The organism is Micromonospora sp. WMMD812 (assembly GCF_027497215.1).
Taxonomy (GTDB): domain Bacteria; phylum Actinomycetota; class Actinomycetes; order Mycobacteriales; family Micromonosporaceae; genus Micromonospora.
In genome coordinates, this window is sequence record NZ_CP114904.1 from 110,613 (window position 1) to 127,417 (window position 16,805).

Sequence of the window (16,805 nt, forward strand, 5' to 3'; positions counted from 1 at the left end):
TTGCCAGGGTCTGACATTGTCGTGGCGGTGACCACTGGCCGTTCGACCAGCCCCCACTCCGACCATCGCCCCAGGCGTCGTATCCTCCGGATCGTCGGCGTGCTCGGCGTGCTCGGCGCGCTCGCCGTCCTCGTGGCCGTCGTCGTGACCGTCGTGCCGCTGCTGCGCCCCCCGGGTCCCCGTCCGCTCTTCCAACTCCCCGTCGCCTGCGGCGAGACCTGGCAGCTCGGCACCTACCCCGGCCACGACGACTACGACGTCGACCTGTTCCCCACCGAGGGCGAGGCGTGGGGGAGGCCCGTGCTGGCCTCGTACGCCGGCGAGGTCACCGAGGCGGGCATCAACGGCTCGCTGGGCGGCCGTACCCCGGAGGACCCGGACGGCCCGCGCGGCCGTGGCGGCGGCTACTGGGTGAAGATCGACCACGGCGGCCGGTGGGAGACGCAGTACCTCCACCTGCTCGAACCGCCACTGGTGCGGGTCGGCCAGCGGGTCGCGCAGGGCGAGCAGATCGGGAGGGTGGGCAGCACCGGCAACTCCGGCGCGCCCCACCTGCACTACGAACAGCGCCGCGGCTGGGACAAGGTCGAGACCCACTTCGACGGCGAGCCGTCGGGCATCACGCACGACGACCGGGAGTACACCGTCACGCGGACGAGCAACAACTGCGCCGCCGGGTGACCGGGGCCGGGGGCCACCAGGTGCCGGTCAGCCGGCCGGATGTCCCTCCGCGAACGGACCCGTCCGGACGCGCCCCGGGGGTCGCCCGCCCCGTCGACGCCGACGAGGATCACCCCGGCGGGGGATTCCGGTGGGCGGTCGCGACGATGGCCGCCCGCAGGCTGGTGAGGGCGTGGTTCCGTGCACCGGCCAGCGCGGGTTCGTCGGTCAGTGCCGCCGCGCGGACCGGCACCGGCCGGCGGGCGCGGCCGAGGGCCGCGCCGATGGCGTCGATCAGCAGCGGGTGGCCGCCCCACGGACCGCCGATGACCACGATCGTCGGGTCGGTGAGCGCGACGACCGCGGCCAGGACGCCGCAGACCGCGTCGGCCACCGTCGCGCGGACGGCCGTCGCCCGCGCGTCGGCGGCGGTGGTCGCCGCGAGGAGACGGTCGACGTCGACGGCCGTCGAGCCGGCCCGGCGCAGGCCGAGGTGGCCGAACACCTCGATGAAGGCGGTCGCCTCGCCCTTCGGGCCGGTGGTGACCACGTGCGCGATCTCGCCGGCGATGCCGTGGTGGCCGCGTCGCACGTCGCCGTCGGTGACGACGGCGCAACCCAGTCCTTCACCGAGGTGGAGGTAGGCGAAGTCGTCGAGGCCCTCCGCTCCGGGGCCCGCGCGCTCGGCCCGCGCGGCCCAGTTCACGTCGTTGTCGACGACGACCGGCCCGGCGACGTGCGGCGCGAGGATCTCGACCGGATCGAGCTCGCCGACGAGGAAGGGCGCGTCGGGCAGGTGGACGAGCCGGCCGGTGGCGCGGTGCACCGGGTCGGCGGCACTGACGACGGCGACGCGCGGTGCCGCGCCGACGGCCTCGCGGATCTCGACGACCGCCGCCCGCAGCGCGGCGGCGACCTGGGTGGGGCGGGCCGGCCGGCTGATCGTCCGCGCCGTCCGCGCCAGCACGTCGCCGTAGGGGTCCACCACCTCGGCCCGGACGCCCTCGGGTGCGATGCTCACCGCCAGCGCGGTGCCGGCGTCGGCGGTGAGGGCGTAGTACGACCCCACGCGACCCCGGCCGCGGCCGCCCGGCGTCCGCTCGCCGGTGTCCGCCACCAGGCCGCGTTCGGTCAGCCGGCGCACGCTCTCGCCCGCGGTGGGTCTCGAGATGCCGGTCCGCGTCGCCAGCTCCGCGCGGGTCAGCCGCCGGTGCCGCATGAGTGCGCGCAGCACGTGCTCGTCGGTCAGTGACCGCACCAGCTCCAGCGACGGCTTGGCGGGATCCACGCCGCGATTCTAGTCAGGGCCCTTGTCTAGAAGGGGGAGCGCCCCTACAGTCGATTCAAGAAGAGAGCTGACTAGAAGGAGCCGCCGTGTCAGCCCCCGCCGTGCCCGCCACCAGTCCGTTGCCCGCCCTGCCGCATTGGGAGCAGACCCCGACCGACCTGCCGGCCGCGATCCGCGAGGTCAAGGCCGCGCTGCGCGCCCGCATCGCCGCCTCCGGCCGTACGGTCGAGGAGGTCTTCGCCGTCGTCGAGCGCCGCGTCCAGGCCGCTGTCGACGAGATCACCGCCGCCCGGGCGCGGGGTGAGGCGATCTGGCCCGCCATCGACTACGCCGACATCGCCGCCGGCACCGTGCCCGCCGCGCAGGTCGCGTTGCTGCGCCGGCGCGGGTGCCTCGTCGTGCGCGGGCACTTCGACCGCGACCAGGCCCTGCGCTGGGACCGCGAGATCGTCGACTACGTCGACGGCAACCGGTTCTTCGAGAACTACCGCGGGCCCGGCGACGACTTCTTCGGCAGCGTCGGCTCCAAGCCCGAGATCTACCCCATCTACTGGTCGCCGGCGCAGATGCAGGCCCGCCAGAGCGACCGGATGGCCCGGGTCCAGGCGTTCCTCAACAGCCAGTGGACGCACGAGTCCGACGGGGTGCGGTGGTTCGACCCCGACCGCGACTCGCTCTACCCCGACCGCATCCGCCGGCGCCCCGAGGGCGCCGACTCCAACGGCCTCGGCACCCACCTCGACCCCGGCACCCTCGACCTGTGGATGACCGAGGCCTACCAGAGGGCCTTCCGGCGCCTGTTCGACGGCACCGTCGAGCAGTACGACCCGTGGGACGCCGCGCACCGCACCGCCGGGCCGCAGTACCCGGGCAGCACCATGTGCTCCGCCTTCCGCACCTTCCAGGGCTGGACGGCCCTGTCCGACATGGACCACGATCAGGGTGTCCTGCACTCCGTCCCGATCCCCGAGGCCATGGCGTACCTGATGCTGCGGCCGCTGCTGAGCGACGTGCCCGACGACGACATGTGCGGTGTGACCGTCAACCAGGTGTTCCCGGCCAGCGAGCGGTGGCACCCGCTGCTGATGCGGGCCCTCACCGGCATCCCCGACGGCGACTCCGTCTGGTGGCACTGCGACATGATCCACAGTGTCGCGCCGGTCCGGAACCAGAAGGGCTGGGGCAACGTGATGTACATCCCCGCAGCGCCCTGGTGCCCCCGCAACGAGGCGTACGCGGCGACCGTGCGGGAAGCCTTCCGCACCGGCTCCAGCCCCGGCGACTTCCCCGCCGAGCACTACGAGCGCGCCTGGCCCGACCGCTTCCAGCCCGACCAGCTCAACGACACCGGCCGCCGCGGCCTCGGCCTGGCCTGAGCCCTCGCGTCGACCCCGCCCGACAAGCCGCACGGGTGCTGCGGGTCGCCGCCGGAGAACCGGCGGCGACCCGTACCGCGGGGTCAGTTCGGGTTGTCGCCGTGGGTCAACGTCTCCCAGGCGACGAAGAGGTTGTTGCTGCCGGCCGGGCGCTGTTGTGCCGTGAGGGTCTGGGTGTTGGTCATCGCGTTGCCCAGGCGGTTCGCCAACGCGTTGTAGCCGACCTCGGTGATCGGGCCGAGGCCCCGGGTGAGGCTGCCGCCGCACAGCCAGGGGGGCGCCGGCTCGCCGAGCTGGTATCGGGAGTGGAAGCCGAGGGCGTGCCGCAGCCGCTCACCGACCTGCGGGTACAGGTCCTGTCCCTGGATGCGGGAGGTCTCCGCGACGTGGGAGATGGCGGAGATGCCGTACCCGGTGTGGGTGAAGTCGCGGCAGGTCTCCTGGGCGAGGCCGGCGACGAACGTGGACTGCCCGTGCCAGTAGTTGATGATCTCGCTGCTGGTGTCCAGGCCGCTGCCGGGCGTCGTGTACGGCAGCGCCCCGTCGCTGGGCAGGTAGACGAACGCGCGGGTCCGGGTGAGGAAGCGGGCGACCGCCGAGTCGTAGGCGGCCCGGTCCTCGAGGAACACGGTGATGCCGACGGCGGCCTCCATCATGGTCAGTTCCCAGTTGCCGTTGCTGTTCGAGCCGTTGCGGACCATTGGCAGGTAGACGGTGCGGAGCATGGTGGCGAAGCGGCTGGCGTTGGGCCAGCTGGCGTACGTGTAGCGGATGATCTCGGCCGCCCGCGGCCAGACCGAGCCGGCCCACCCCGTCTGCAACGGCGCGTTGCTGCCGGTGTGCGCGGTGATCGTGGCGGACCACGCGTCCATGATCTGGATCGCCTTCTGGGCGTACCGGGCGTCTCCGGTGACGTACCAGGCGAGCGCGTCGGTGTACGCGGCGATCGCGTCCTCACGTTCGTCGGTGCAGCCGTGGTTGGGGTTGGAGTAGGAGCCGCACTCGACGACCGACCGGGGCGCCGGGGTCCGGGACAGGGAGGCGTATCGGCTGCTCATCATCTGGTTGAAGGCCGACGTCCAGGGCTGCGCGCCGGCCTGCACCCGGCCGCGGACGAAGTCGAGCTGGCCGCGACTGACCAGCACCCCGGGGTGGGTGAAGCCGCCCGACGGGGGAGGGGTGCCGCCGCTGGGCAGGGTCCAGGCCTGGTTCGCGGCGCCGGTGCAGGTCCAGATCTGCAGGGGGGTGCCGTCGGCGGAGCTGGGGCCGGTCGCGTCGAGGCACTTGCCCGAGTTGGCGTTCACCAGCTGCCCGCCGGTGGACGACCACCGTTGCGCCGCGGTGCCGTTGCAGTCGTAGATCTGCACCCGGGTGCCGTTGGCCGTGCCGGCGGCCGCCACGTCGAGGCACTTGCCGAGAGCCCGGATCATGCCGTCGTCGGCGACCGTCCACTGCTGCGCGGTGCTGCCGTTGCAGGCGTACAGCTGCACCTGCGTGCCGTTGGCGGGGCTCGCCGCGGCCACGTCGACGCACTTGCCGCCGTACCCGGTGATGGCGCCGACGGCGGCCGCGGCCGCCGCGTGGACGCCGACCATCAGGCTCGCCGGCAGGGCGAGAACGGCCGCGGTGAGTGCGGCGGCCAACCGGGTGCGGGGGCGGCGGGGAGCGACCCCGGCCGTTCGTCGCGCCATGTCCTGGTCCTTTCCACCACGGGAGGCGGTAGGTCGGGACTCCGCCGGAGGTGGGCACGCCGGTCACCGGCGTCGCCGTGGCGGGGGCGCCGGTCGTCGGTGGTTGAGGCCTGCCCGGTGCGGCGGATCCAAATTGTAAAGTGTGTTAATCATTGCAGGGATGACCATCGATATCAATCGCTGACTCGTCGGCGCGGGCAGTCCACGACGGAGCCTCCGCGGCCGGCGTCGGGTGACCGACGTGCCGGCCCGGATTCGGCGCCCGGTGCCGCCGGCGCCGACGCCCGTGCCGCCGAATCCGGCACCCGGTCACCGCGTCTCGACCAGCAACCCGTCGACGAGGTCGCGCGGCAGTCCGTGGGTGTCGTGCAGGTAGCGGTAGTCCTCCTCGCTGAGCGGCCCCCGCGACCGGTACCGGGAGACGACGGGGCGGCCGCGCCGCAGCAGCCCGCGGAACCGCCGCTCCTCGTCGAGGAGCAGACCCCGCAGCTCACCGACGTCGGTGCCCTGCCCGAAGCGGTCGAGCGTCCGCGTGAACGGCTCGTCCGGCAGGTCGGACAGGCTCCGCGACGGGTCGTCCCGCCACAGGATCGTCAGCGTCCGCCGGACCAGCCGGCGCAGCACGTAACCGCGTCCCGTGTTCGACGGGCGTACCCCGTCGCCGAGGACGACCACACTGGAGCGGAGGTGGTCACAGACGCGACGCAGCGACTCCTCGTCCAGGTGCCAGAGGCCGCTGACGGTACGGAACCAGGGACGGAGGCCGTCGCCCTCGAAGACCGACCGACCGCCCCGCAGCACCATCTCCATGCGCTCCAGCCCCATGCCGGTATCGACGTTGTGCTGCCGCAACGGCGACAGGTGGCCGTCGTCGTGACGGTGGTAGCGCATCTGCACGTGGTTCCACACCTCCATCCACCGCCCGTCGGTGCCGGGGGTGCCGGTCGGTGGGGTGTCGCCGGTCCAGACGAAGATCTCCGAGTCGGGTCCGCACGGCCCGGTCGGGCCGTTCGACCACCAGTTCTCCGGTCCGGTCAACTCCACCGGCACGCCGAGCTCCCGCCAGACCTCCAGCGAACCGGTGTCCGGCCCGACCTGCTCGTCGCCGCCGAACACGGTGGCGTGCAGGCGGTCGGAGTCGATGCCGAAGCCCTCCCGGAGCAGGTCGTAGCCCCAGCGCAGGCTCCGCGGGCCGTCGTAGTCACCCAGCGACCAGGACCCGAGCATCTGGAAGACGGTCAGGTGGGTGGGGTCGCCGACCTCGTCCAGGTCGGTGGTGCGCAGGCAGCGCTGGACGTTGACCAGCCGCCGGCCCAGCGGGTGGGGCCGCCCCTCCAGGTACGGGGTCAGCGGATGCATCCCGGAGGTCGTGAACAGCACCGGATCGTCCGGTGGCCGGACCAGTGAGCTCTCCGGCAGGAGCAGGTGACCGCGCTCCCGGTAGAAGTCGACGAACGTCCCGATGATCTTCTCGGGTGTCATGGTGAGGGCCTTTCTAGTCAGGGATGACCGGAAAGGTCCGCGGGGCGCGGGGCGGAGCAGAGAGGACGAACGGCGCCGGCGGACCGTTTCCGGTCGCCGGCGGGAAGAAGGAGGTCAGGCGGCGGCGACCGTCGAGCACGTAGCTCGCGCGGCCGCGACGGCGGACAGCCTGGTGATCTCCATGAGTGCACTGTATCTCGCCCCGGCGCCGACGCCCACCGCGTTCACGGGCCGGACGGGCCGGGGCCGCGCCGGGCCGGTTCGAGGCGGGGCCGTGCCCGGACCGCCGGGGGCGGGGCGGGGCGGGGCGAGAACGGAAACGGCCCCTGGCGCGGGTGCGCCAGGGGCCGTCCGTCGGCGGCCTACCGCAGGCCGGGTACGTCGATGACGATCAGCTCGGTGTCGTCCGCGCGACCCGGGATGCGCCCGTCGTTGCCGGGGAAGTTGTTGTCGTTGGCGACGAGCACCCGGTCACCGCCGAGCGGCAGGACCGACTCGACCGACTGGAGCGGGAACGAGAACAGCGGGCCGACGCCGTACTCGCCCGGGCGGGCCGGAGTGGAGACGCCCTTCGGGTCGGCGATCCGCATCAGGTCGACGGCGATGCGCCGGATCAGGTAACCGTCCTTGCCGACCTCGTCGAGGTCGGCCACGACGAGGCGCTTGACCAGCGACTGCCGGCCCATGCCGTTGTCCCGCTCGATCAGCAGCAGCCGCCGGCCGTCGAGCACGGCCGCGTCACCGACCAGCAGGGACGGGTCGTCGACCCGGAACGACCAGGTGCGGCCGGTGTACCGGTTGGCCCGGACGTCGAACTCGTAGACCACCCGGCGCCGTTGGTCGGGGTCGTTGACCTGGGCGCCCTCGAGGATCGGGTAGAGGGTCCAGCCGTCCTCGCTGGTGGCCATCGCCTCGAAGCCGTTGCTGGCGCGCAGGGTCGGGGTCTCACCCGGCGCGAGGTCCGGCGACTGCGGCGACTTCGTCCCGTCGGGCAGCGGGATCGGCGCCTGGAGCACCTTGCCGGTGCGGTCGGTGCGCACCAGGTACGGCCCGAACTCGTCACCGATCCACAGGTCACCGCGCGCGTCCCGGGCCAGCGACTCGATGTCGAAGTCCGCGCCGGTCAGCAGCCGGCCCCGGGTGTTGCCGTTGACGATCGGGAACGGCACCTTGTGGTCGGGGTCGCGGAAGTCGAGGTGCCCGAGGATCTTCACCGTGTGGCTGCCGTACCTCGGCTCGATCTCGTACGCCCGCAGCAGGAAGTCGGCCGAGTTGGTCTTCGCACCGAAGCCGTTGTCCGGCATGGCGAGCAGCCGGTTGCCGGACCGGTCGCCGGCGCGGGCCGGGATCACCGCGGAGAAGCCGGGAATGGGCTGGCCGGGGAACGGCGGCGTGATCCCGTTGACCGGAGTCGGCGCGAGCTGCGTGCCGGAGACCGGACCGGGCTGGTACGCCGTCGCCGACAGCAGCGCCCGGTCCTTCAGGGTGACCTCGGGCCGCAGCTTCACCGACAGCGCGTACACCCGGGTGGTCTGCGTCGCGCTGCCGTTGTCGTCGGAGATCAGGTACAGCTCGCGACGGCCGCCGGGCAGGTCACGGCCGAGCGCGGCGCCCTCGATGTTGTCCAGCAGCGGGTTCGGCTGCGGCTGCTTGGTGGTCGCGCCGGACGGCGGGCAGTCGGCGATGTCGACCAGCAACTCCTTGCCGAGCCAGGAGCGCGGGTCGGTCACCGTCGACAGCGACGGCACGGCGGAGACGTCGGTCGCGCCGGTCGCGGAGACGCGGTACACGCGGACGGTGTTGCCGACCCCGGCGGTGAAGCCCCGCTCCACGGCGAGCAGCTGGTCGTCGCCGAGCGCGATCAGCTCGACCAGACCCAGGTTGGGGTCGGTGCGGTACGCGTACTGTGCGGTGGGCGTGTAGGCGCCGCCCTCGCGGCCGGCGTACCGGATGATCCGCTGCAGGCCCCGGCCGGCGGCGTCGCGGCCGTCCGCGGACAGCGGGCCCTCCATGCCGGCGAAGAGCACCCGATGGTCCGGGGTGGTGGTCAGCGCCTCGAAGGTCTGGTTGACCGCGGCCTCACCGGCCGGCGTCACCTGGAACCGGGCCGGCACCGGCAGCGACGCGATCTCCCGGCCGTCGGAGAGCCGGAACCGCCGGATGGACGGCTCCCGCTCCGAGCTGGCCAGGACGGTGCTGCCGCCGCGCTCGGCGACCAAGCCCTCACCGTCGAAGTCCACGCCGGTGTACGGCGTGCCGTCCGGCCGGGTGAGCACGGTGACGTCGCGGACGTCCACGTCGACTCCGCGCCGGTCGGCGTCCAGGTCCAGCTCGTACACGCGGGCCGGCGTGGTGCCGATGTTGTCCACCAGCGCCAGGGCGCGCTCGGGACGGGCGAACGCCAGCGCGGACAGGCCGCCGACCGGGTTGCCCCGGAAGGTGGTCTTGTCGAGGTCGTCGGAGAAGCTGAGCAGCGACGCGTCTGGCGCGCAGCTCGCGCCGGTGACGGGGTGCCCCGGGGTCGGGTGCGTGGGGTAGCCGAGCGCTGGCGCCGCGGCGAGCAGCGAGATCACCGCCGCCGCGGGCGCGATCGCCCGAGCCCGGATGGAAGTCGTACCCATGTTGCCTCCAGCATCTGTCGGCGGCCGTTACCGCCCGGCCGATGCAAACCCCCGCCGCCCGCCACAGTGGAACCCTCGACGGAACGCCGCATGAACACCCCGTGCACGATGGCCGTGTGTTGACGGTCATGGATGCATGCGGGCGCCCTTGAGCACCTTGTCCACCACCGTTCGCGGGCCGTGCAGGGCCAACCCGACCAGGTCGAGCTTTTCCCGGCCCACCGCCGCGACGGCCGCGCGGTTGTCCCGGTCGTTGCCGGTGGTGAACAACTCCTGCGTGAAGATCGACATGTGCAGTCCGCGGGCGAGGGCGCGCGAGTGCGCACCGGCCAGCGTGGACCGGTCGCCCGCGAAGACCAGCACCGGCTGGCGGAACATCGGCAGGTACCGGGTCCCGTCCGCGTCGCGGTACTCCTCGCCCAGCAGTCTCGGCTCGGCGTTCGCGACGCCGCTGACCAGGAAGGCTGTGACGTTCAGCCGCTGCCAGGTGGCCAGGTCGTCCCGGAGCAGGACGGCGATCTTGGTGGGGAAACGGATCGGTTCGGTCATGCCCTCGAACCTGCCCGATCCGGCATCCACCGGTCTTGTACGTTCTTAGCGTGGCCATCGGGCCGGCGGGTTCGCACGTCAGCGCGTGGCGACCCGCCGTGGCCGGGGTCGCCGAGGTCTTCCACGCCCATTTCGTGGACCACGCGTACCCGTCGCACACGCACGACGTCTGGACGCTGCTCATCGTCGACGACGGCGCGGTCCGCTACGACCTCGACCGGCACCGGCACGGCGCGCTGCGCACGTCGGTCACGCTGCTGCCGCCGCACGTGCCGCACGACGGCCGTGCCGCCACCCGGACCGGCTTCCGCAAACGCGTCCTGTACCTCGACGCCGCGGTGCTCGACGCCGAGTTGGGCGGCCGGGCGGTCGACCAGCCGAGCCTGGCCGATCCGCAGTTGCGGCACCGGATCCACCAGCTCCACCAGGTGCTCGTCCGGCGCGGCGACGAGTTCGAGGCGGACAGCCGACTCGCGTTCATCCTGGAGCGGCTCGGCCGGCACCTGCGCCGGCAGCCCCCCGCCGGCGTCGCGCCGCCACCGCACGGGCTCGCCGCGCGGCTACGTGAGCTGCTGGACACCCGCACGGCCGAGGGCATCACGCTCGCCGAGGCGGCCGGGATGCTCCACGCCCACCCCACCCACCTGGTCCGTACGTTCACCCGTGCGCACGGCCTGCCGCCGCACGCATACCTGACCGGCCGCCGGATCGAGCTGGCGCGCCGCCTGCTCCTCGCCGGGCAGCGTCCCGCCGAGGTCGCCGCCGCGGCCGGGTTCTTCGACCAGGCGCACCTGACCCGCCACTTCCGGCGACACCTCGGCGTCGGGCCGGCCCGCTACGCCCGACCCGGCCCCTCGCCGCGGAGCTGAGCGGCATCCGGGCGAAGCGGGAGCCCCGCCCCGAGTCCGGACCTAGCATCGGGGGAGAGCGGCCGGCGCGTCAGCGGCCGACCGGTTCCGACGGCGACCGGCCGCAGGCGCCCGGGCTTCGACCCGCCCGCCGCCGTCCGCTCGCGAGCGTCTCGACCAGGGGGGAGCACCGGATGAGCTTCATCACGACCGAGGACGGCACCGACATCTACTACAAGGACTGGGGTGAGGGCCCGGTCGTGACGTTCTCCCACGGCTGGCCGCTGAGCGCGGACGCCTGGGACGGGCAGATGCTCTTCCTCGTCCAGAACGGGTTCCGGGTGGTCGCCCACGACCGCCGCGGTCACGGCCGATCGAGCCAGGCTCGCGGCCGCAACGACATGGACGGGTACGCCGACGACCTGGCCGCGGTCATCGAGGCGCTCGACCTGCGCGACGCCACCCTGGTGGGCCACTCGACCGGCGGCGGCGAGGTCGCCCGGTACATCGGTCGCCACGGCACCGGTCGGGTCGCCAAGGCCGTCCTGATTTCGGCGGTACCGCCGATCATGGTGCAGAGCCCGGACAATCCGGAGGGGCTGCCGATCAGCGTCTTCGACGAGCTGCGCGCCAACCTGTTCGCCGACCGGTCGCAGTTCTACCAGGACCTGGCGCAGATGTTCTACGGCGCCAACCGGCCGGGGGCGAAGGTCTCGAAGGGCATCCTCGACCAGTTCTGGCTGTGGAGCATGCAGGCCGGTCTGCTGAACGCGTACGAGAGCATCAAGGCGTTCTCCGAGACGGACTTCCGGGACGACCTGGCGAAATTCGACATCCCGACGCTGGTGCTGCACGGCGAGGACGACCAGATCGTCCCGGTCAAGGACTCGGCACACAAGACCGCCCAACTGGTCGCGAACGCCCAGGAGATCTACTATCCGGGCGCGCCGCACGGCGTCACGTCGACCATGCAGGATCAGGTCAACAAGGACCTGCTCGCGTTCCTGCGGGGCTGACCGGACCCGTCGCCGCCGGCTCAGATCTGCTGGGCGCCGATGACGGAGAGCAGCCGGAGCTTCTCGTCGCTCTCCGTCCCGGGCGCGGCGGTGAAGACCATCAGCGTCTGCGACTGGTCGGGATCCACCAGGGTCTGGCAGTGCAGCTCCAGCGCACCGACCTCCGGGTGCCGGAAGTGCTTGGGCGGGCAGAACGCGCCCTGGACCGGATGCTCCCGCCACAGCCGCGCGAACTCCGGGCTGGCGGCCAGCAGGGCCTCGACGATGGCGGCGGCCCGAGAGCCGCGGCCGTCCCGGGTGTACGCCGCGTGCAGGTGCGCGGCGATGAGCCGGCTCTGCGTCGGGTGGTCCTCCTCCGGGTGCAGCCGCCGTGCTTGCGGGTCGGTGAACCAGCGGTAGTGCACGCTGCGGGCCAGCCCGCTGTGCCGGGTCTCGTCGCCGAGCAGGGCGACCGCCGGCCCGGTCTGCGCCAGGGTCTCGCCGAGGTGGTTCACCACCTGGGCCGGGGTGTCCTGAAGGCGGTCCAGGATCCGCATCATCCCGGGGTTGACGTGATCGGCCCGCACGGCGTGATGCGGGACGGCGTGTCCGGCGAGCTGGAACAGGTGGTCCCGCTCGGCCAGCGAGAGCCGCAGGCCACGGGCCAGCGCGGCCAGCATCTGCTCGGACGGGTGCGGGCCGCGCTGCTGCTCGATGCGGCTGTAGTAGTCGGTGGACATGCCGCTGAGCGCGGCGACCTCCTCGCGACGCAGCCCGCCGGTGCGCCGCCGCCGGCCCCGGGGCAGGCCCACGTCCTCCGGCTGGAGCGCTTCCCGCCGGGTACGCAGGAAGCTGGCGAGTTGGGCGCGGTCCATGGTCTTCCTCCTTGCACCGGACGGTGTGCACCGGGCGGCGGGTCGGCGGGTGCCCGCATGTCGGACAACCGGTGGCACCGGCCCGGTGTTCCGCCGGCCGGTCCAGCGTGGCGCGGTCGCCGGGGATGAGCCAGGGACGGTCGGTCCGGGGATCCCCCGCCGCCCCGCCGGCACCATCACCCCCGACCGCATCAGCGGCCCCGTCGGCGTCAGCGGCCCCGCCGGCATCACCGGCGGAACGCCCCGGCCCGACGGCGCGGGCCGGGGCTTCCGCCGCACTCAGCGCTGGATGGACTTAATCTCCAGGAACTCCTCCAGGCCGAAGCGGCCGAACTCGCGGCCATTGCCGGACTGCCGGTAGCCACCGAACGGGGCCAGTGGGTTCCAGTGGCCGCCGTTGACGTCGACCTGCCCCGCCCGCAGCCGCCGGGCGACGGCGAGGGCGTGCCCCGGCTCACCGAACACGCCGCTGGTGAGCCCGTACTCGGTGCCGTTGGCGATGGCGACCGCCTCCTCCTCGTCCGCGTACGGGATGATCGTCAGCACCGGGCCGAAGATCTCCTCCTGGGCGATCGCGGACCGGGGGTCGACGTCGGCGAAGATCGTCGGCCGGACGTAGGCGCCCTTCTCCAGGCCCGCCGGGCGGCCCGGGCCACCGAACACCAGCCGCGCGCCGTCGGCGAGGCCCCGCTCGATGTATCCGTCGACCTTCTGCCGGTGCGCCTCGTAGGCCATCGGACCGATCCGGGTCGCCTCGTCGGTCGGGTCGCCCACGGTGTACTGCTTGGCCGCCTCGACGGCCAGCGCGACAACCTCCTCCTGGCGTGCCGCCGGCACCAGCATCCGCGGCCACGCGCCGCAGACCTGGCCGCCGTTCGTGAACGCCATCGTCACGCCGGTGGCGACCGCCTGTGGCAGGTCCGCGTCGTCGAGGATGATGTTCGCGCCCTTTCCGCCCAGCTCCAACGCCACCCGCTTGACCGTCGCGGCGGCCACCGCGCCGATGCGCCGGCCGGCCCGCGTGGAGCCGGTGAACGAGATCATGTCGATGCCCGGGTGGGCGGAGATGGCCTCACCGACAACCGCGCCGGTGCCGTACACGACGTTGAACACGCCGGCCGGCAGGCCCGCCTCGGCGGTGATCTCGGCCAGGATCCGCGCGGTCAGCGGGGCGTTCTCGGACGGCTTGAAGACCATGGTGTTCCCGGCGAGCAGCGCGGGCGCCAGCTTGGACACGACCTGCTGGAGCGGGAAGTTCCACGGGGTGATCGCGGCGACGACGCCGATCGGCTCGCGGACGACCAGCGAGTTGCCGATCTCCTCGGTCCAGGGGAACGTGTCGGCGAGGCCCACGAACGACTCGATCACCGCCGCCGGGAAACCGACCTGGGCGGTGCGGGACAGGCTGATCGGAGCGCCCATCTCGGCGGTGATCGCCGCCGCGATCTCCTCCGTGCGGGCGGCGAGGCCCGCGGCGACGGAGCGCAGCACGGCGGCCCGCTCGGCCGGGGTGGTCGCCGTCCAGGACGGGAGGGCGGCGCGGGCGGCGGCGACGGCCCGGTCGACGTCGGCGGCGGTCCCGGCCGGCGTCTCGGCGACGTGGTCACCGGTCGCGGGGTTGACGACGGGAAGGGTGCCGGCGGAGCCGGCGACGGTCTCGCCACCGATCCAGTGGCCGGTGGCGGTGAAGGTTGACGTGGTCATGGACCGACCGTGGCACCGGCGCCGTACCCCATCCAGGCGCAACGTATCCGGGACTCGGCAGTCCCTGGCTGAGCCGTCGCCGGTCTTGACGACCTTGCCGCCCGACGGTCAGAGCGGTCGCCCCTTCGCGTCGTGGGCGACGATGCCGTCCAACTCCACCCCGGGGGGCAGCGCCTTCGGGTCGAACCAGAAGATCACCACGTCCGCGTCCGTGCTCCACCTGGCCAGTCGGGCGGCGACCTTCCGGCCGTCGACGGTGCCGACGATCCGGGTGGCCCGCCCCACGAAGTACCCGAACGCGGGCACCGGGCTGCGGGTCGCGGCACCGCCCGACTGGTCGTAGCCGATCTGGTGGAAGCCGGCCCGCCGGTCCGACCCCTCGACGTCGTTGATCAGGTAGTCCGAGGTCAGCTCCCCGCCGGGGGCGCGGCGCCCGGCGACCAGCCCGATCGTCACCCGGGGGGCGTGGGGCAGGTCGACGGGGACGAAGTAGAGCACCCGCTCGTCGCCGGCGGCGTACCGGATGCCGGTCTCCACCACCTCGCCGACCGGCTGCGGGCGTGGCTCCCACCGGGTCGTGGTGGGCAGCGGGGTGGGCGACCCGGTGGCCGGGCCGGCGGACGCGGTGGCGCCGAGGCCCGGTTGCGGCGCCGGATCCGGCGGGCCGGCCAGCCGCACGCCCACCGCGACACCGCCGACGACCACCGCCACCGACAGCGCCGCCGCCCCGCCCCCGGCCAGTCGCCGCCGCCGGCGCAGGCGGCGGCCCTCGCGCATGATCGTGCCCAGGTCGAGGACGTTCCCGTCGGTCCGTTCGGTCGCCCGCATGGCCTGGCGGAGCTGCTCCACCTCGTTCATCGGCGCGTCCCGTGGGTCTCCGGCTCCGCGACGCCGGCGGCGCGCAGCTTCCCCAGGGCGCGGGAACCGGTGCTCTTGACCGTGCCGACCGAGACGTCGAGTTCGCGGGCCACCTGCGCCTCCGGAAGGTCGAAGTAGTAGCGCAGCACGACGATGGCGCGCTCGCGCGGGCTGAGCGTGCCGAGGATGGCGAGCAACCAGCGCCGGGTGGCGACCTCGTCCGCGACGTCGCCACGCCGCTGCTCCGGGAGGTCGTCGCTCGGGTACTCCCGGATGGGGCGTCGCCAGCTGTCGACGAGATGGTTGACCAGGACCGTCCGGGCGTACCCGTAGGCGTCGTTGTCCCGGACCCGGGACCACGCCGCGTAGGTGCGGACCAGCGCGGTCTGCGCCGCGTCCTCCGCCAGGTGGTGGTCGCCGGTCATCAGGAAGGCGGCGTGCACCAGCCGGCCGGACGACGCCCGGGCGAACTCGACGAACTCCGCGTCACCGCGGGCCATGGACGCCCTTCCCACACCTCACGACGGACAGGACGGGTGGGGCGCCGGAAAGGTTGAGTCCGTCCGGGAGCAACTTTTCCCCGGGGTCACGCGTCCTTTCCCCTGCGCGCCACCAGCCGGCGGTGCGCGGTGAGGGGAGGCACATGGCGTCGCACACTACGCGGGCTCGGGGAAGGGGCTTCCGCGCCCTGTCGCTGGCGGTTCTGCTGCTCAGCGCGCCGCTGACCGGCTGCGCGCTGCCGGCGGCCGGCCACCCCGCCGTCGGCCCGCCGGCCCCGGCGAGCGCCGACCAGCCCGCCGTCGCAGCCGCGGCGTCGCGTCCGCCGGCCGCCCGGCCGACGCCCACCCCGATCAGCTATCCCGCCGACGGCGGCAACCAGTGGTCCTACGCCGAGGGCGAGGCGCCGGCCCCGGGCGGCGCCGGCCGGCTGTGGCGGTACCGGGTGGCGGTGGAGCGGGACATCCAGGGCCTGCCGGTGGCGGCCTTCGCCGCCGAGGTCACCCGCACCCTGTCAGGCCCGCAGGGATGGACCGCGGACGGGACGCGGCAACTGCGCCGGGTCGGGCGGGACCAGGCCGCCGACTTCACCATCTACCTGGCCACCCCCAGCACGCGCGACGTGCTGTGCCAGGACGTGCCGGACGGCTACACGTCCTGCCGCAACGGCGCCCGGGTGGTCCTCAACGTGGCGCGCTGGGTGAAGGGGGTGCCGGGCTACGGCGCGAGCCTCGCCGTCTACCGGCAGTACATGGTCAACCACGAGGTCGGGCACCGGCTCGGCATGGGCCACGAGCGCTGCCCCGGTCGGGGCCGACCGGCGCCGGTGATGCAGCAGCAGACGCTGGGCCTGCACGGCTGCGTCCCGAACGCGCTGCCCTACCTCGACGGCGAGCGCTACACCGGACCCTCCGGGTCGTACGACGATCCGGTCCCGCCCCGCGATCGGGGCCGGAGCGGCTGAGTCGCGCCGGGTGGGCGAGGGCGGACGGCGGGCGGGGACGGTGTCAGGCGGGCACCGGACGAAGGCGCTGCTGGGGCACACCGCACGCGCAGAGCAGGTCCGCGACGCCGGCCGAGGAGTTGTCGAGGAAGACAGCCACGCCGTGCTCGTCGGCCACCGGGACGATCGCGGCGAGCGTCCCGACGTTGATGTCGTCCAGGGCCGTGACGTCCGCGAGGTCCACCACCAGCCGGCACGGACGCACCCGGCGGACCACGTGCACGAGGACCTGACGCAGCTCGACGGCCGCGTCGACGCCGACCTCACCGCACGGCCGCAGCACGACCGTGCCGTCGTCACTGGTCCGCAGGGTCAACGACGGGTCCGACACGGCCCTCCCATCCCGCGCCCGTGGTC

Annotated in this window: 15 protein-coding genes; 5 read left to right on the top strand and 10 right to left on the bottom strand. The window is 73.6% G+C overall.

Annotated elements, in window-relative coordinates; translation table 11 throughout:
- Positions 1-27: 27 nt before the first annotated feature.
- Entirely contained in the window at positions 28-681 is a 654-nt protein-coding gene (locus O7603_RS00430; protein WP_281573656.1) for a M23 family metallopeptidase, read from the top strand.
- A gap of 109 nt (positions 682-790) precedes the next feature.
- On the opposite strand, the gene O7603_RS00435 is transcribed toward O7603_RS00430, so the two are convergent.
- Positions 791-1,948, bottom strand: a complete 1,158-nt coding sequence (locus O7603_RS00435) for an ROK family transcriptional regulator (protein WP_281573657.1) — start codon at positions 1,946-1,948, stop codon at positions 791-793.
- 86 nt (positions 1,949-2,034) lie between these two features.
- On the opposite strand from O7603_RS00435, the gene O7603_RS00440 reads away from it, so the two are divergent.
- Positions 2,035-3,324, top strand: coding sequence for a DUF1479 domain-containing protein (locus O7603_RS00440; protein ID WP_281573658.1), 1,290 nt, complete (start codon positions 2,035-2,037; stop codon positions 3,322-3,324).
- An 83-nt stretch (positions 3,325-3,407) separates the two neighbouring features.
- Here O7603_RS00440 and O7603_RS00445 read toward each other — a convergent pair whose 3' ends face one another.
- From O7603_RS00445 to O7603_RS00460, 4 genes are all read right to left on the bottom strand, one after another.
- Entirely contained in the window at positions 3,408-5,015 is a 1,608-nt protein-coding gene (locus O7603_RS00445; protein ID WP_281573659.1) for a ricin-type beta-trefoil lectin domain protein, read from the bottom strand.
- Positions 5,016-5,324: 309 nt separating this feature from the next.
- A complete protein-coding gene (locus O7603_RS00450; protein WP_281573660.1) occupies positions 5,325-6,497 on the bottom strand; it encodes an alanine--tRNA ligase-related protein in 1,173 nt (390 codons plus the stop codon).
- A gap of 362 nt (positions 6,498-6,859) precedes the next feature.
- Positions 6,860-9,118, bottom strand: a complete 2,259-nt coding sequence (locus O7603_RS00455; RefSeq protein ID WP_281573661.1) for an esterase-like activity of phytase family protein — start codon at positions 9,116-9,118, stop codon at positions 6,860-6,862.
- Positions 9,119-9,244: 126 nt separating this feature from the next.
- Positions 9,245-9,667, bottom strand: a complete 423-nt coding sequence (locus O7603_RS00460) for a DUF2000 domain-containing protein (protein ID WP_281573662.1) — start codon at positions 9,665-9,667, stop codon at positions 9,245-9,247.
- A 50-nt stretch (positions 9,668-9,717) separates the two neighbouring features.
- On the opposite strand from O7603_RS00460, the gene O7603_RS00465 reads away from it, so the two are divergent.
- Together O7603_RS00465 and O7603_RS00470 are read left to right on the top strand one after the other, a co-directional pair.
- On the top strand, positions 9,718-10,536 hold the full coding sequence (locus tag O7603_RS00465; protein ID WP_281573663.1) for an AraC family transcriptional regulator: 819 nt from the start codon (positions 9,718-9,720) through the stop codon (positions 10,534-10,536).
- A 173-nt stretch (positions 10,537-10,709) separates the two neighbouring features.
- A complete protein-coding gene (locus O7603_RS00470; protein WP_281573664.1) occupies positions 10,710-11,531 on the top strand; it encodes an alpha/beta hydrolase in 822 nt (273 codons plus the stop codon).
- 20 nt (positions 11,532-11,551) lie between these two features.
- Here O7603_RS00470 and O7603_RS00475 read toward each other — a convergent pair whose 3' ends face one another.
- The 4 genes from O7603_RS00475 to O7603_RS00490 all read right to left on the bottom strand — a co-directional run bounded on the left by O7603_RS00475 (position 11,552) and on the right by O7603_RS00490 (position 15,447).
- Entirely contained in the window at positions 11,552-12,385 is an 834-nt protein-coding gene (locus tag O7603_RS00475; protein WP_281573665.1) for a helix-turn-helix transcriptional regulator, read from the bottom strand.
- A gap of 279 nt (positions 12,386-12,664) precedes the next feature.
- Positions 12,665-14,089, bottom strand: coding sequence for an aldehyde dehydrogenase family protein (locus tag O7603_RS00480; protein WP_281573666.1), 1,425 nt, complete (start codon positions 14,087-14,089; stop codon positions 12,665-12,667).
- Positions 14,090-14,197: 108 nt separating this feature from the next.
- Positions 14,198-14,947 (bottom strand): hypothetical protein, encoded by a 750-nt coding sequence (locus O7603_RS00485; protein ID WP_281573667.1) that lies wholly within the window; start codon positions 14,945-14,947, stop codon positions 14,198-14,200.
- Complete coding sequence (locus O7603_RS00490) at positions 14,944-15,447, bottom strand: SigE family RNA polymerase sigma factor (protein WP_281573668.1); 504 nt, start codon at positions 15,445-15,447, stop codon at positions 14,944-14,946. Before O7603_RS00490 ends, O7603_RS00485 begins: the two co-directional genes overlap by 4 nt.
- 143 nt (positions 15,448-15,590) lie before the next feature.
- On the opposite strand from O7603_RS00490, the gene O7603_RS00495 reads away from it, so the two are divergent.
- Positions 15,591-16,409 carry a DUF3152 domain-containing protein gene (locus O7603_RS00495; protein WP_281573669.1) on the top strand — a complete coding sequence of 273 codons (819 nt, stop codon included), beginning with the start codon at positions 15,591-15,593 and terminating at the stop codon, positions 16,407-16,409.
- 43 nt (positions 16,410-16,452) lie between these two features.
- On the opposite strand, the gene O7603_RS00500 is transcribed toward O7603_RS00495, so the two are convergent.
- Positions 16,453-16,779, bottom strand: coding sequence for an STAS domain-containing protein (locus O7603_RS00500; protein ID WP_281573670.1), 327 nt, complete (start codon positions 16,777-16,779; stop codon positions 16,453-16,455).
- Positions 16,780-16,805: the final 26 nt, after the last annotated feature.